The organism is Pseudomonas sp. S09G 359, assembly GCF_002843605.1.
Lineage (GTDB): Bacteria > Pseudomonadota > Gammaproteobacteria > Pseudomonadales > Pseudomonadaceae > Aquipseudomonas.
Genome location: NZ_CP025263.1, coordinates 519744 through 534201 on the forward strand (window position 1 = coordinate 519744; position 14458 = coordinate 534201).

14 protein-coding genes are annotated in these 14458 nt (G+C 62.1%); 4 read left to right on the top strand and 10 right to left on the bottom strand.

The genetic code is table 11. The annotated features are described in order from the left end of the window. Nucleotides 1-171 precede the first annotated feature (171 nt). Genes CXQ82_RS02255 through CXQ82_RS02280 form a run of 6 tightly spaced genes read right to left on the bottom strand, consistent with a single transcriptional unit; the run spans nt 172 to nt 4399 of the window. Nucleotides 172-1842, bottom strand: a complete 1671-nt coding sequence (locus CXQ82_RS02255) for an acyl-CoA synthetase family protein (protein ID WP_101265750.1) — start codon at nt 1840-1842, stop codon at nt 172-174. Continuing rightward, nucleotides 1839-2384: a hypothetical protein gene (locus tag CXQ82_RS02260; RefSeq protein WP_101265752.1), complete on the bottom strand. Its 546-nt coding sequence runs from the start codon at nt 2382-2384 to the stop codon at nt 1839-1841. The genes CXQ82_RS02255 and CXQ82_RS02260 overlap by 4 nt, the downstream gene beginning before the upstream one ends. Continuing rightward, on the bottom strand, nt 2381-2635 hold the full coding sequence (locus tag CXQ82_RS02265) for an acyl carrier protein (RefSeq protein ID WP_016979215.1): 255 nt from the start codon (nt 2633-2635) through the stop codon (nt 2381-2383). The genes CXQ82_RS02260 and CXQ82_RS02265 overlap by 4 nt, the downstream gene beginning before the upstream one ends. Nucleotides 2636-2644: 9 nt before the next feature. Further along, complete coding sequence (locus tag CXQ82_RS02270; protein ID WP_065899982.1) at nt 2645-2914, bottom strand: phosphopantetheine-binding protein; 270 nt, start codon at nt 2912-2914, stop codon at nt 2645-2647. Continuing rightward, nucleotides 2892-3704, bottom strand: coding sequence for a 1-acyl-sn-glycerol-3-phosphate acyltransferase (locus CXQ82_RS02275; RefSeq protein WP_101265754.1), 813 nt, complete (start codon nt 3702-3704; stop codon nt 2892-2894). Before CXQ82_RS02275 ends, CXQ82_RS02270 begins: the two co-directional genes overlap by 23 nt. Then, nucleotides 3680-4399 carry a beta-ketoacyl synthase chain length factor gene (locus CXQ82_RS02280; RefSeq protein ID WP_101265756.1) on the bottom strand — a complete coding sequence of 240 codons (720 nt, stop codon included), beginning with the start codon at nt 4397-4399 and terminating at the stop codon, nt 3680-3682. The genes CXQ82_RS02275 and CXQ82_RS02280 overlap by 25 nt, the downstream gene beginning before the upstream one ends. 327 nt (nt 4400-4726) lie before the next feature. Between CXQ82_RS02280 and CXQ82_RS02285 the strand changes: the two genes are divergently transcribed. Both CXQ82_RS02285 and CXQ82_RS02290 read left to right on the top strand, forming a co-directional pair. Beyond that, nucleotides 4727-5497, top strand: a complete 771-nt coding sequence (locus CXQ82_RS02285; RefSeq protein WP_101265758.1) for a ParA family protein — start codon at nt 4727-4729, stop codon at nt 5495-5497. 483 nt (nt 5498-5980) lie between these two features. Next, nucleotides 5981-6202: a DUF6124 family protein gene (locus tag CXQ82_RS02290; protein ID WP_101265760.1), complete on the top strand. Its 222-nt coding sequence runs from the start codon at nt 5981-5983 to the stop codon at nt 6200-6202. A gap of 84 nt (nt 6203-6286) precedes the next feature. Here the strand turns inward: CXQ82_RS02290 and trxC are convergent, their stop codons facing one another. Continuing rightward, a complete protein-coding gene (gene trxC / locus CXQ82_RS02295) occupies nt 6287-6721 on the bottom strand; it encodes a thioredoxin TrxC (protein WP_101265762.1) in 435 nt (144 codons plus the stop codon). Between the two features lie 235 nt (nt 6722-6956). Between trxC and CXQ82_RS02300 the strand changes: the two genes are divergently transcribed. Next, complete coding sequence (locus tag CXQ82_RS02300) at nt 6957-7253, top strand: type II toxin-antitoxin system HigB family toxin (protein WP_101265764.1); 297 nt, start codon at nt 6957-6959, stop codon at nt 7251-7253. Continuing rightward, the gene (locus CXQ82_RS02305; RefSeq protein ID WP_101265766.1) at nt 7250-7651 is read left to right on the top strand and encodes a type II toxin-antitoxin system HigA family antitoxin; all 402 of its coding nucleotides are present in this window, start codon (nt 7250-7252) and stop codon (nt 7649-7651) included. The genes CXQ82_RS02300 and CXQ82_RS02305 overlap by 4 nt, the downstream gene beginning before the upstream one ends. Before the next feature lie 5 nt (nt 7652-7656). Here the strand turns inward: CXQ82_RS02305 and selO are convergent, their stop codons facing one another. From selO to CXQ82_RS02320, 3 genes are read right to left on the bottom strand one after another with little or no spacing between them, the layout of a single operon-like run. Next, nucleotides 7657-9120: a protein adenylyltransferase SelO gene (gene selO, locus CXQ82_RS02310; protein ID WP_101265768.1), complete on the bottom strand. Its 1464-nt coding sequence runs from the start codon at nt 9118-9120 to the stop codon at nt 7657-7659. A gap of 48 nt (nt 9121-9168) precedes the next feature. Then, nucleotides 9169-12552: a mechanosensitive channel MscK gene (gene mscK / locus CXQ82_RS02315; protein WP_101265770.1), complete on the bottom strand. Its 3384-nt coding sequence runs from the start codon at nt 12550-12552 to the stop codon at nt 9169-9171. Nucleotides 12553-12602: 50 nt separating this feature from the next. Then, on the bottom strand, nt 12603-14345 hold the full coding sequence (locus CXQ82_RS02320; RefSeq protein WP_101265772.1) for a potassium/proton antiporter: 1743 nt from the start codon (nt 14343-14345) through the stop codon (nt 12603-12605). Nucleotides 14346-14458 lie beyond the last annotated feature (113 nt).

Consider the following 14458-nt stretch of genomic DNA (forward strand, 5'->3'; position numbering starts at 1 on the left):
CGGAGTGTCAGGATAATTTCGGGTGGTAGTTTTGGGGCTGCTGCGCAGCCCAACGCGGGCAAGCCCGCTCGCCACAGCAAGCCCGCTCGCCACGGCAAGGCCGTTATCCACCGCAAGCCCGCTCGCCACGGCAAGGCCGTTATCCACCGCAAGCCCGCTCGCCACGGAAGCTTATCCATCAACCTTCTCCAGCTGAATGCGGCCGCTGGAGCAGGCGGCGACGCCATTGCGGTAGGCGAAATACAGCTTGCCGCGCTCTGCGTCGAAGCGCAGGTGCAGTTCGATGCGGTCGCCGGGGCGTACCAGTTGCTGGAATTTGAGCACTTCCATGCCGGCAAAGGTTGGCGGCAGGTCCAGCAGTTGCTGGCCCAGGTTGAAGGCCCATTCCACCTGCACCACGCCGGGCAACACCGGCGTGACCGGGAAGTGCCCGCTGAAGTAGGCCAGGTCCGGCGGCACGCTCAGTTGCAAGGTCCACTCGCCGTCGGCTTCGACCTGCTCCAGCACTTCCGGCGCCTTCGGGCGGGCTGCCAGCAGCAGCGCCTCGACGTCGGCCTGGGGTAGTTTGCCTTGGCTGTTCAGCGGCAACTGTCTCAGCAATCGCCAGCGGCGCGGCAACGCCAGGGCTTCGCAATGTTGGCTCAAGTGCTGGCGCAGGGTCTGGGTGAGCGTGCGACGACCCTGGTTGCGCAGGGCATGCAGGCCCTCGGCGCTGAGTACCACCAGCGCGCCGAGGGAGGCACGGTTCTCCTGCACCACGCCCAAGCGGGTCTCGGCGACCCACGGGTGGGTCATCAATGCCTGTTCGAGCATCGGCAGGGAGATGCGTTTTTCTTCCAGCTTGACGATGCGGTCCAGGCGCCCAAGCAGCTCGAAGCGGCCATCGGCGTGGATGCGCGCCGCGTCGGCGGTTTGTTCGATATGCCCGGCGGGCAGGTAGGGCGAGGCAATGCGCAGCGCGCCGTCGGCATCCTGGCTCAGGTGCACATCGGCGAACGGCTGCCAGGGTTGCGCGCCTTGGCGCCAGGCAATGCCGCCGGTTTCCGAGCTGCCGAGGATTTCCGTTGGCCACTGCTGCAGGCGGTCGTAAAGGCTTCCGGCGGCCTCGACGGGCAACGCGCCGCCGGAGGAAAACACTCGACACACCTTGCTCAGCGCGGGCCAGTCGAGGTTGTCGCCCATGCGCTTGAGCAACGCCGGGCTGGCCACCCAGGCAAATTGCGCGTGCTCGCGGCTGGCGCGCTGCATATCCTCGGGAAAGGCCAGTTGCTTGCGCGCAAAGCTGCGGCCGGCGCACAACGGCCACAGCACGCGGAACAGCAAACCGTAGATGTGCTGGGTCGCGACGCTGCCGATGATGCACGCGTCTTTAAGATCGGCGCCCCACAGGGCTTCCAGCGCTTGGACTTCGTTGGCCAGTTGGCGCAGGGTCTTGTCGATGCGCTTGGGCTCGCCGCTGGACCCGGAGGTGCACAGGCTCAGTTGGCAGGCGTCAAGGTCGAGGGCGGCCGGCGGCAAGGGGGCCTGGTAGAGCGCGTCGAGATCGGCCGCGTCGGTCAGCCAGGCATCGACGGATGTGTCCCAGCGTTGCCGGGTTTGCGCTTGCAGGTCGGCGGGCAGCAGCACGCTGACCCCGGCCCGCCAGGCGCCCAGCAGCGCAATCGCCAGCAGGCCGGCGTCTTCCAGATGCAGTGCCAGGCGCCGGATGCCGCGCGCCTGCAGGCCTGCCGCGAGGCTCAGGGCGTGTGCCCACAACTGGGCGTGATTCATTGCAGGTTCGGTGGTGACCCAACGCTGTTCCAGCGGCTCAAGCAGCAAGTGCTCAAGTTTCAACCCATTCATACGCGGCCTCGAACCCTTTGTCGTACCAGCCATTCCACGGCAAACAACAGGCCCATCAACCCGTAGGCGATCAGGCCGTTGTACAACGTCCACCAGCTCAGCGGCGCCCACAGGGTGAGCGCGGCGGCGAGCAGGCCATTACACAGAAAAAACACACTCCACACCACGGTGACCTGGCGTGTATACACAATGGCGTGCGGCGGCAGCACCGGGTCGGTCATGCGCGCCAGGCGCTCCACCATCGGCGGGCCGTATTTCAGGCTCAAGCCGAACAGCGAGAGCATGAACGCACTGACCAGGCTCGGGTACCAACGCAGCAGGTGCGGGTTGTCGAACCAGGCCAGCAGCAGGCAAAACACGATCACGGCCAAGGCCATCCAGCGGCTGCCAGGGCGCCGTGCGCCGGTGAGTGCGCGCAACAGCCACAAGCTGCCCAGCAACAAGCCGAATTGCCACGGCGCAAAATGCTCGGTGCCGTAATACACCGCAAAGGGGTACAGCAGCCCCGCCAGCAACAGGCCGAGGCCGATCAGCCGGCTCATGCGGCAGGCGTGACCAGACGGTACACCGCCTCTACCACGTCATTCACGGTGCGCACCGCTTTGAACTCTTCGGCGGCGATCTTCTTGCCGGTCTGGCGCTTGATGTGGTCGATCAGGTCCACGGCATCAATGCTGTCGATTTCCAGGTCCTGGTACAGGTTGGCATCGAGGGTGACGCGCTCAGGCGGCAGTTCAAACAGTTCCACCAAGGCATCGCGCAGGGTGTTGAAAATATCGTCACGAGTTTGCATGGTCCGGTCTCAAGCTGCCTGTCTGGCCGTGACGAAGGCCGCAAGGCTCGCCACGTTGGTGAAGTGATTGCGGGTGTCCTTGGCGTCGGCATCGATTTTGATGCCGTACTTTTTCTGGATCGCCAGGCCCAATTCCAGGGCGTCTACCGAATCCAGGCCCAGGCCTTCGCCGAACAGGGTTTGCTCGCTGCCGATGTCGTCGGCGCTGATGTCTTCCAGGCCCAGGGCCTCGATGATCAGCGTCTTTATGTCGTGCTCAAGGCGGTGTTGGTCGCTCATCTTCGGCGAGCTCCTTAATAAAATAGTGATGCAGGTAATCGTTGAGCTTGCGTGAAGCCTGGGGCGCAGGCCCGAGTGCAGCAAAGGCCTGTGGTTCTATATCGGCACCCACCCGCAAACTGAAGTGCACGCGGCATTTTGGGATGCGATACCAGGGTTCGGCCTTGGTCAGCGTGGTGGGGCTGACCTTGATCACCACGGGGGTGATGATTGTCGCACCGCGCAACGCAATGGCGGCGCCCCCGCGATGAAAGGCAGGAGCCGCGCCGGGTGTGGTGCGGGTGCCCTCTGGAAAGATGATCAGGGTCTGGCCGCTTTTCAGCGCATCGGCGGCGGCATCGAGCATTTCAGCGCTGCCGTCGTTGCTGATGTAGCCGGCGTCGCGCACCGGGCCACGGGTGAAGGGGTTCTGCCACAGGCTCTGCTTGACCACGCAGTTGGCCTGGCGCACCAGGCCGATCAGAAACACCACGTCGATCAGCGACGGGTGGTTGGCGATGATCATCTGGCCGGGGCGGCCGAGTTTTTCCGCGCCTTCGACGCTGTAGGTCAACACGCCGGCCTTTTGCATCAGCTGGATAAAGAACCAGAACAACCAGCTGATGGTGTGGCGCGCACGACACCGGTGCTTGGCGGCGTCCCCCGGCAGGCAACTGAGCAGGGGAAAAACCAGCAGCCGCAGGCACAGCCCACCGAAGCCGAACAGCGCGAAGCTGGCGGCGGTGGCAAACAGGCGCCAGTAGTAGGCGTCCCGTGGTTTGTCGGTCAGGGCTTGCGTTGCCAGTTCCATACGCGGTTCTTCCAGGCATGTTGGCAGGCGACCTGTTCGGTGAGCAGGGTGCGCAGCAGGTTCAGGGCGTGGGGCCACTGGGTTTGAGTGGGTTGGACAGTGCCGGTACTCAGTTCCAGCTGCCATTCGTCGCCCGGCGTCAGCAGCAGGCCGAGGGCGTAGGGGAACGGCACGTCCTGGATCCAGCCGGCATAGGCCTCGGGCGGCTGTTCTTCGGTGATCACCAGCAACACGGCCGGCGCGCCTTCATTGAGCAGCGCGGCGGCTTCGAGCATGCCGTGTTCCAGGCCGTCGCCGGCGGCGGCGAGGGCGGTCATTTCGCTGGTTTCATTGCGCAGGATCGACCACAGGCCAATCACCGCGTTATGCACCGACAGGCTGAACTGGGTCGGCGACAGCGGCTGTTCGTTGGCCAGGTCACTGAGGATATCGAGGGTGCGCGGGGTTTCGCCGTGACGCGAAACAAACACCAGCGGCAGATCCTGCAGGCCTTCGGCCAGCGGCCAGCCCACGCTGAAGGCCATGCGCGCCAGGCGGCTCAGGCGGCGGCGTTGCATTGCCGGCAGGAACGACACATCGGGGGCCGCATCACTTATGGGCAGCAACACCGGGTTCCGGCACCAGGCGTGCCAGTCGTCCGCGCTCTCAAGGCCAGGGCCCCAGGCACGCCATTGGGCGATGTTGAAAGTGATCACTGAGAAAGTATCCCGCCCCTGCGGGCTTCCATGTGCGGCTTTTGGCCCCGAATACCGGGACAGGGAGCAATAGCCGAATGGCGCGCATTATCCCGGTGCTGTGGGGTTCTAGCAAACTTTGGTAAAGAATTGTGCATGGCTAAATACAATTTGCTGGAAAAGATTTACAGATTGTCCTTTACCTGGGGTCTGGTTGGGTTGTCGGACCGTTCCTATTCGCATGTACGTGACTTGCCGTTGATGCAGAAATGCATCGATGAACGAGGTAGCTAACAGGCGCTTTTGCCCTCTACACTCGGACATTCATTGATACACGGAGGTTTTTCCATGCGGCGTGTGGTGTTCAATCAGAAAGGCGGCGTTGGCAAGTCCAGCATTGCCTGCAACCTGGCGGCGGTCAGCGCCAGCGAAGGCTATCGAACCCTGTTGGTGGACCTCGATGCACAGGCCAATTCGACCCAGTACCTGACTGGGTTGACGGGCGACGACATCCCTATGGGGATCGCGGATTTTTTCAAGCAAACCCTGTCTTCCGGGCCGTTTTCCAAGAAAAACCAGGTGGATATCTACGAAACACCGTTCGACAACCTGCACGTCATCACCGCCACCGCCGAGCTGGCCGACCTGCAACCCAAGCTGGAAGCCAAGCACAAGATCAACAAGCTGCGAAAGCTGCTCGATGAGTTGAGCGAAGACTACGACAGGATTTACCTGGATACCCCGCCGGCTTTAAATTTTTACGCGGTTTCGGCGCTGATCGCCGCTGATCGCGTGCTGATCCCCTTCGACTGCGACAGCTTCTCCCGCCAGGCGCTCTATGGCCTGTTGCGTGAAATCGAAGAATTGAAGGACGACCACAACGAAGGCCTCGAAGTGGAAGGCATCGTGGTCAACCAGTTCCAGGCCCGGGCGAGCCTGCCGCAGCAGATGCTCGATGAGTTGATCGCCGAAGGGTTGCCAGTGCTGCCGGTGTACCTGGCCAGCTCCGTGCGCATGCGCGAGTCGCACCAGGAGAGTAAACCGCTGATTCACCTCGACCCCCGGCACAAGCTGACATTGCAGTTTGTGGAGCTGCACAACCTGCTGGAAAACGCCTGATCTGAAGCACTACGAAGAACCAATGTGGGAGGGGGCTTGCCCCCGATAGCAGTGTGTCAGCCAGCCTACCTGGTACTGATACACCGCCATCGGGGGCAAGTCGAATCGTCGCACCGCCCCTCCCACATTTGTATTGTGTTTCTATAGGTGGATTGGATTTTTCCCACAGAGGCTGTAGGAAGGGTCTGGCAATGGGCCTTGTGCCTTGTCTCATTGCCTACAGCTAAGCCAGAATCGCCCGGCTTGTGCGTCTGGATGGGCGTCTCTAAGGTTTGCCGGTCACTGAATGTTCGGTGATCGGGTTTAGTAGCCCGTGGTGAGACGTACAGCAAATCATTGATCAGGACTGTCCTGTATTTGATGGTGGCTGTACGGAGGGCGCTTTCGAGCGCGCCGGTGAGTCTCCCCGGTCTACTAACCTGCGTACAGCTGCCACCCTCCGTTTAGTAGCGGCTGGTTGCGGCTCTTACTCGGAGACGTTCCATGGTTAACCTTTATACCGTTGCACCCAACCTCCCCACCGAAACGCTCGTGCTCAACAGCTACGAAACCTTCTCCTCTGTCCGCACGTTATTGCTCAACCTATCCAACGACCTCACCGGCGAACACCGCGACGTGGCGCTGGCGATTCATCAATTGAGTGAGCTGGGCGTGTTGCTGGTGGGCCAGATGATGGACCGCGAGGCACCTTTGGCCTCAAGGTAAAACGCGGTAAAAAATGTGGGAGGGGCGGTGCGACGATTCGACTTGCCCCTCTCACATGTTGACCACAGTGTTCTTGAGACCGGGTTAGATCCCTTGGCTACGCAACCAACTCATCAACTGTGGCAAGGGAAGCGCCCCACTCTGGCGCGCCACTTCGCGGCCGTTCTTGAACAGAATCAAGCTGGGAATCGAACGAATCCCCAACTGCGCTGACAGCTGCTGGTTAGCCTCGCTGTCCAGCTTGGCCAGCCGGCACTTGCCCTGCAACTGCCCGGCCGCCTGCTCAAACACCGGCGCAAACGACTTGCACGGCCCGCACCACTCGGCCCACACGTCCACCAGCAACGGCAAATCGCCCTTGATCTGGCTGGCGTAGTCGCCTTGCTTCAGCTCAAACGGCTTGTTCAACAACACCGGCTGCTTGCAGCGCCCGCATTTGGGCGCATCAGCCAGGCGTTCGCCGGGGATGCGGTTGAGGCCGTTGCAATGCGGGCAGGGGATGACGAGAGGGTCGGACATGGTGGGCTCCTGGAGTATGGCCAATGGAGTGTATTTGGAGTCAGGCCTCTGGTTTATCAAGGAGGCGAGCGCAGGACGCATCCGCTCACAGTTTGCTCAGGCTGATGTCGGCCCCTCTATCTAGGCTGTTAGAGCCTGTTCTGGTTTGCGCCGCTCGTCTGCTTGCCGCTATAGCAAATTGCGATATTCAGGAATCAGGCCTAACCTTCATAGCAAGATGCGATAAGGATGTTGCATGCGAGTCATCAGTGAAAAAAAGATTTGGGAAGCAAAGGAAAATTGGCCGCGCTCCGCAACGGCATTGGATCAGTGGTACCGCGTGATCAAGCGCAACGCCCCCAGAGACTTTGCGGCGATGAAAACCATGTTCCCCGCCACGGATAAGGTCGGAGAATTTCATGTGTTTGATATCGGGGGTAACAAGCTGAGGTTGATTGCTTGTGTGCTGTATCAGTTGCAGCGCGTTTACATCAAGAATGTGCTTGATCATCGCGATTATGAGAAAGACAAATGGAAGGAAAAATCAAGATGAGCGCGCTTATGCGAACGGCGGCAGAGCACTGGCAATTTGTTGCGCCCGTGCTGCGCAAACCAGAAAGTGAGGCGGACTACGATGCCCTGGTGTGGGGGCTGGACGAGTTAATGAGCCTGGTCGGTGAAGATGAGAACAGCCCGCTGATGAGCCTGGTGGACATCCTCAGCGACTGGATCGAAGCCTACGACCGCGAGCATCGCCCAATGCCCGTCGCCAGTGGTGTCGATGTGCTGCGCTACATGATGCGTGAACACAACCTCACCCAAAGCGACCTTCCGGGCGTTGGCGCCCAATCGGTGGTTTCCGAAGTGCTGAGCGGGAAGCGCCAGCTCAACGTGCGGCAAATCCGTTGGCTGGCTGAGCGGTTTGGCGTGTCAGTGGAAACCTTTATCTGAGGCTTTCAAGACGAGCAACTTATCTCCAAATGCTTGCCCCAATCCGGCGGCCGCTGTGCGTATTGCTCCCTCCCGGCTTGTTCCTCAAACGGCTTGGAAAGCACCTCATGCAGGCGCCGCACTTCGCTGTAGTCGCCTGACTCGGCGGCGGCGATGGCGTTTTGCGCCAGATAGTTGCGCAGGATGTACAGCGGGTTTACCGCGTGCATGCGTTCGCGGCGCTCTGCCTCGGTGCTATCGCCGTCCCGGGCGACGCGGGCTTTATATGCCTCAGCCCAGGCATCAAACCCGGCCATATCGACAAAATCATCGCGCAACCGCGTCACTGCCAGCGCGGCCGACTCATCCCCCAGGCGACGGAAGAACAGGGTGTAATCCACGCCGCTGTTCTGCATCAGTTTGAGCAGGCGCTCCACCAGGGCCTGGTCGTCGTCTTCGGCGGTGGTGAGCCCCAGGCGGCGGCGCATCAAATCCAGGTAATGGGCCTGGTAGAGCGGCAGGTACAGGCCCAAGGCTTCCTTCAAGGCGTCGACGCTGATAAACGGCGTGAGCGCCTGCGCCAGCGCACTCAGGTTCCACTGGCCGATCGGCACTTGGTTGCTGAAGGAGTAGCGCCCTTCGTGGTCGGAATGGTTGCAGATGAAGTGCGCGTCAAAGTCATCCAGGAACGCAAATGGCCCGAAGTCGAAGGTGATGCCCAGGATCGACATGTTGTCGGTGTTCATCACGCCATGGCAAAAGCCATAGGCCTGCCATTTGGCGATCATCTCGGCGTTGCGCTCGACGATTTCACGGAACATCGCCAGGTAGGGCTCGGGCTGTTCGCGGCACTCGGGGTAGTGCAGGTTCAAAACGTGCTCGGCCAGTTCCGCCTGTTGCTCGGGCTTTTTGGTGTAGTAGAAATACTCGAAATGCCCGAAGCGGATATGGCTGGGCGCCAGGCGCAGCACCATGGCGCCGCGTTCCTGTTTTTCGCGCCATACCGGGGTGTCGGAGCCGATCACGCAGAGTGCGCGGCTGCTGGGACTGCCCAGGGCATGCAGGGCTTCGGAGGCAAGAAACTCACGAATCGAGGAACGCAGCACCGCGCGGCCATCGCCCATGCGCGAGTAGGGGGTCATCCCGGCGCCCTTGAGGTGCAGGTCCCAGTGCTCGCCAGCCTGGTTATACACCTCGCCCAGCAACAACCCACGGCCATCGCCCAATTGCGGGGTGTAGCCGCCGAACTGGTGCCCGGAATAGACCATCGCCCGTGGCTCCGCCTCGGCCCACAGCTTGTGCCCGCCAAACAGCTCGGCGAACACTGGCGTTTCCGCCACGGCGGGGTCGAGGTCGAGCAGGGCCATGGCGGCGTTGCTTGCCACGACAAGGCGCGGCGCGTCGAGGGGCTCGGGCAGCACGTGGGTTGAAAACGCGTCGCCCAAGCGTGCGAAGCGGTTGTCGAAGGTCAGTTCGTCGAGGGCTTTCACCGGCCATCTCCAGCAGAATGTCCGAGCATTCTGCTGGGGATAGGGCGTTTAGTCGAGTTTGCTGGGCGGTGGTTCCGGCGCATCCTCGACTTTGCCGGGGGGCGGCTCGGGCGCGTCCTGCTCTGCGGCAGGCCCGGCGATGGTCTTGCGATCATCCTCGACCGGCACCAGTTTGTACTCTTGGCCGTGCATGTTCTTGAGGTACACCTCCATCTGCCGGAACGAGATGTTGATGTGCTGTTTCTTGAACTCACGGTTGATGTAGCGGTTGACCTCATCCAGCACCGGGTTGCGGTCACCCAGGTCACGCACGTGCATGCGCAGCTCGTGGTCGAGGGTGCTTTCGCCGAAGTTGAGGAAGTAAACGTGCGGTTCTGGTTCCTTCAGCACGCGCGGGTTTTCCCTGGCGGCCTTGAGTAACAGTTCCTTCACCAGGTCGAGGTCGGAGCCGTAGTCCACACCCAGCTTCAAGGTCACGCGGGTGATGGTGTCGGTCAGCGACCAGTTAATCAGTTGCCCGGTGATGAACGTCTTGTTCGGGACGATGATGTCCTTGCGGTCGAAGTCGGTGATGGTGGTGGCGCGGATACGGATCTTGCTCACCGTACCCGATAGGTTGCCGATGGTGATGGTGTCGCCAATGCGCACCGGGCGCTCGAACAGGATCATGATGCCGGAGATGAAGTTGGCGAAGATCTCCTGCATCCCGAATCCCAACCCCACCGACAGCGCCGCCACCAGCCATTGCAACTTGTCCCAGCTCACGCCGAGGGTGGACAGGGTAGAGACAAAACCTACGCCGGCAATCACGTAGGACAGCAACGTGGTGGTCGCGTAGGCGCTGCCCTGGGCCAGCTCCAGCTTGGACAGCACCAGCACTTCCAGCAAACCCGGCAGGTTACGCGCCAGCGCGAAGGTAATACCGATGATGATCAGCGCGCCGAGCAAGTCGCCGATGCTGATCGGCACCATGCTGATATTGGCGCCGGTGCCGCTGGTGTATTCGTACAGGGTGACGTTGTCGAGGTACGAGAACACCGAGATCAGGTCGGACCACACCCAGTACAGCGCGGCGATAAAACCACCGAGCAAGGCCAGGCGAATCAGGCGCATGGACTGTTCGTTGACCTGCTCGATATCCAGGGTCGGTTCCTCGATCACCGCTTCGCCGTCGCCCGCTTCCTTGGCGGCCTGGCGTTTGGCCAGCGCCCGCGCATAGGCCAGGCGCCGTGCGGCAACGCCCAGGCCGCGTACGAAGGTGGCTTCGATCACCAGCCAGAACATCAGCAGGTACAGGGTGTTGATCAAGCGGTCGCTGAGCTTGAGCGCGGTGTAGTAGTAGCCGAAGCACACCGCGATAAACAGCGCGACGGGCAGGGCGGTAAACACCAGGCCCACGGCTTTGCGGAACAGCGAGGCTTTTTCGTGGGTCGGGCTATTCAGCAGCAGGCGGCCGAGCAGCCAGGCCATCAGCGCGTAGCAGGTCAATACCACGCCGATGCCCAGCACGTCGTCGGCAAGCGCCGCCGGTTGATGCTCGGCAATCGCCACCACGGCCACCAGGGCCAGCACCACCAGCCCGAGCTTGCGCACCCAGCCTTGAAGGAATTCGACCTGGGGTTTTTCCCAGCGGAAATGCAGTTCGGCCACGCCACCCGGCGCCAGGATGCGGTACGCGGTGTAGAACACCAGCCACGCCTGGGCGATTTGCAGCAACGCCGCGCCGAGGTTGGCGTTTTGCCCACGGGCGTCGATCTGCAGCGCATAGCCACACAGCGCCAGCCCCAGGGCGACCGGCATGGCCAGCAGGATATTGATCAGGATGGCCTGCGGCGTATGCCACTGGCTGTCGCGTTTGAAGTGGCCGATGTCCAGATGCACCTTGTTCAGGCGCTGGTACAGGTTTTTGCGGCGCCACAGCAGCGCGCCGATCAACAACAGCAGCGGCAGGAACAGCAGCGGGCGCTGGGTCAGGCCGTCGTACAGTTCGCTGACGCTGGAGGCCCAGGGCAGGGTGGTGACCTGCTTGCTCAAGTGCGCCGGCACGGTTTCCAGCCACTCGGTGTCCAGCGGCTTGTTGCTGGGGATCCAGAACATCTGCTCATCGAGGGTCGCGCGCAGAGTGGTGGCGGTACTCAGCAGTTGTTTCTGGTTCAGTTGCAGGGTGATGGATTCGTTCAGCAGCGCGCTCAGCTCGCGGCTCAGGCGCTCCAGCAGGTCGCTGCGGGTAATCGCCAGTTCCAGCAGGGTGCGCCGCAGTTGTGGGGTGATATCGTCCGGTGGCTGGTTGGCCAGCAGGTTATCCACGTAGGTGCTGGGAGAGCTGATCAGCTCGCGCTGCTGGTTGACCTCGAACTGGTACAGGCGAATGTTGGCGATGTCGTCCGCCAGGTCGCGGTCCACGGTAAGGCGCGGCAGTGCCTGTTTCTGTTTATAGAGGATCTTGGAGAGCAGCAGGCTGCCCTTGAGCACGTTGATCTGCTCGTCCAGGGCCGAGTCGCTTTGCGTCACGGTGTCCAGTTGCTGCTTGGTCTGCAGGTTTTTCTGGGTCAGGTCGTTGAGGCGGTCGGTACTCTTGAGCAGGTAGTCGGACAGCTTCAGGTTGGCTGCACTTTCCGTGGCCAGCAGGCTGCTGCCGCCGGCCTTCTGCGCTTCGATCGATTGTTGGGTAACGGTTTGCTGGGACTGGGCCAGGCGTTTCTGGTTGATCAGGGTCTGCAGGTCCTGGATCTCTTGTTCCAGGCGCGCGGTCTTTTCCATCACCAGGTCGTGCTGGCTGTTGCCCAGGTCTTGCAACTGGCTGTTGCCGGCCAGCTCCTGGCGGCGCAGTGGGATGAGCGCGTTCAGGGCGGCCAGTTCGGCGTTCAGCTGGTTGCGTTGGTCGCTGCTGAGGGTTTTGCCATTGTCTTTGCCGGCCTTGAGGATCGAGTTGATCTGCAGGATGCGCGTCTGGCTGCTGCTGATTTCGGTCTGGGCGCGCTCGGGGCGGGTCTGGGCGGCGATGGTCAGGCTGTTGGCGTCGGCCAGCTCTTTTTGCAGGTCACCTTGCTGGGTGGTGCGCTGCACCAGCAATTGCTCAAGCTGCGGCACCGGCAGGGTGGCGTAGCGTTGGGCCACCGGGATGATTTTGGTGGCCTTGAGCCGGGTCAGTTCGCGCTGGTTGTCGCTGGTCTGGCGCGGCGCGTCTTCGAGCTGGCGCTTGAGGTCGGCCAGGCGCTGCTCGTAATCCTGCTTGTTGCCCAGGTAAGTCAGGGTCTGTTGCAGGATGCTCTGCAGCGCCTTCATGTCGGCGTCGGGCAGCTTGCGGTCGGGCAGCTTGTCCAGGGTTTGCTGGATGGCATCGGCGCTGGGCGGGTCGGCGGCGTAGACGCTGCCGACACAAAGGGTCAGGCCCAGCAGGGCAGTGGCGAGAAAAGTGCGCAGGGTTGGCATAGTGACCGGTCTTGCAAGGTGAAGAATCGGGGGCGTCGTCGCCCCGCAGTTTAGAGGAAGAGTCCGGGGCCCGGGCGACTTCCTTCGGGGAATCTGACGCCCACTTTGCCAATCTTGTTCCCGTCCATGACCGCGACTGTCCAGATGGTGTTGTTCCACTCCACCTGGTCGCCGACGACTGGCGCGCCACCGACTTTCTGGGTGATGAAGCGGCTCAGTGGCATGTCCGGGTCGATACCTTCGAGCTTGAGGCCATACAGCGCCGAAACCGCGCCCAGCTGGGCGTCGCCTTCGAGTACGAAGTCGCCGAAGAAGCGCAAATCCAGGCCGCGTTGCGGCGCCTGGCTGAACAATTTGCCCAGGGCCGGGAGGTTGTGTTCGTGGCCGATCACGCAGAGCAGGTCGCCGACTTCCAGCACCGTACTACCCGACGGATGGAGCAGTTGCTGGCCACGGAACAGGGCGGCGATGCGCGTGCCTTCGGGCATTTTCAGCTCGCGCAGGGCTGCGCCGATGCACCATTTTTCTGCGCCCAGGCGGTAAACGAACAGCTCCCACTCGCTGGTGACATGCACTTCCAGGGCCGCGCGCGAGATGGGGGCGGGGTCCGGCGGTACAGTCACTTTCAGCAGCTTGGCCACCCACGGCAGGCTTGTACCCTGCACCAGGAGTGAGACCAGCACGATAAAGAACGCCAGGTTGAAGTACAGCTGCGCATGGGGCAGGCCGGCCATCAATGGGAACACCGCCAGAATGATCGGTACCGCGCCGCGCAGGCCGACCCAGGCGATAAAGGCCTTTTCGCGACCGTGGAACGCCTTGAACGGCAGCAGGCCGACCATCACCGACAGCGGCCGCGCGAACAGGATCATCCACAGCGCCAGGCCCAGCGCCGGCAAGGCGATGGGCAGCAAATCATGGGGCGTGACCAGCAGGCCCAGCACCAAAAACATGCCGATCTGCGCCAGCCAGGCCATGCCGTCGAGCATATGCAAAATGCCATGACGGCTGCGCACCGGGCGGTTGCCGATCACCAGGCCGCACAGGTACACGGCGAGGAAGCCGCTGCCGTGCAGGGCGTTGGTCACGGCAAACACGAACAGGCCGCCGGCGATCACCAGGATCGGGTACAGGCCGGTGGCCAGGTTGATGCGGTTGACCATCTGCAGCATCAGCCAGCCGCCGCCGAGGCCGACGATGCCGCCAATGCCGAATTCACGCACCAAGTGGGTCAGCAGGCTCCAGTGCAGGCCGGTCTGGCCGCTGGCAAGCATGTCGATCAGGGTGACGGTGAGGAACACCGCCATCGGGTCGTTACTGCCGGATTCGATTTCCAGGCTGGCGGTCACCCGCTCGTTCAGGCCCTTGCCGCCGAGCAGCGAGAACACCGCGGCGGCGTCGGTGGAGCCGACGATGGCGCCGATCAGCAGGCCCTGGATGATATTGAGGTCAAACAGCCAGGCCGCCGCCATGCCGGTAAGGCCGGTGGTGATCAGCACCCCCACGGTGGCCAGCGACAACGCCGGCCACAACGCCACGCGGAAACTCGCCACGCGTGTGCGCAGGCCGCCGTCGAGCAGGATCACCGCCAGGGCGAGGTTGCCCACCAGGTAGGCGGTCGGGTAGTTATCGAAAATGATGCCGCCGCCATCGACGCCGGCGACCATGCCCACGGCCAGGATGATCACCAGGATCGGGATGCCTAAGCGGGACGAAAGAGAACTCACCAGAATGCTCGCACTCACCAGCAACGCGCCGATCAAGAACAGGCTGTTGATGGTCGTCGCATTCAAAGGCAGTACTCCATGAGCAAACAAGACGGGGCGCAAACTGACCATGCAGTCTGCGTGCCAGCGATTCTAACCTGTTGAATTGCTGCGCTGTCAAAAAGCTTTTGCTGAATCGC

Coding starts and splice junctions, on each gene's coding strand:
- CXQ82_RS02255 (WP_101265750.1), bottom strand. CDS start 1,842: ATGAATGGGTTGAAACTTGAGCACTTGCTGCTTGAGCCGCTGGAACAG.
- CXQ82_RS02260 (WP_101265752.1), bottom strand. CDS start 2,384: ATGAGCCGGCTGATCGGCCTCGGCCTGTTGCTGGCGGGGCTGCTGTAC.
- CXQ82_RS02265 (WP_016979215.1), bottom strand. CDS start 2,635: ATGCAAACTCGTGACGATATTTTCAACACCCTGCGCGATGCCTTGGTG.
- CXQ82_RS02270 (WP_065899982.1), bottom strand. CDS start 2,914: ATGAGCGACCAACACCGCCTTGAGCACGACATAAAGACGCTGATCATC.
- CXQ82_RS02275 (WP_101265754.1), bottom strand. CDS start 3,704: ATGGAACTGGCAACGCAAGCCCTGACCGACAAACCACGGGACGCCTAC.
- CXQ82_RS02285 (WP_101265758.1), top strand. CDS start 4,727: ATGCGGCGTGTGGTGTTCAATCAGAAAGGCGGCGTTGGCAAGTCCAGC.
- CXQ82_RS02290 (WP_101265760.1), top strand. CDS start 5,981: ATGGTTAACCTTTATACCGTTGCACCCAACCTCCCCACCGAAACGCTC.
- trxC (WP_101265762.1), bottom strand. CDS start 6,721: ATGTCCGACCCTCTCGTCATCCCCTGCCCGCATTGCAACGGCCTCAAC.
- CXQ82_RS02300 (WP_101265764.1), top strand. CDS start 6,957: ATGCGAGTCATCAGTGAAAAAAAGATTTGGGAAGCAAAGGAAAATTGG.
- CXQ82_RS02305 (WP_101265766.1), top strand. CDS start 7,250: ATGAGCGCGCTTATGCGAACGGCGGCAGAGCACTGGCAATTTGTTGCG.
- mscK (WP_101265770.1), bottom strand. CDS start 12,552: ATGCCAACCCTGCGCACTTTTCTCGCCACTGCCCTGCTGGGCCTGACC.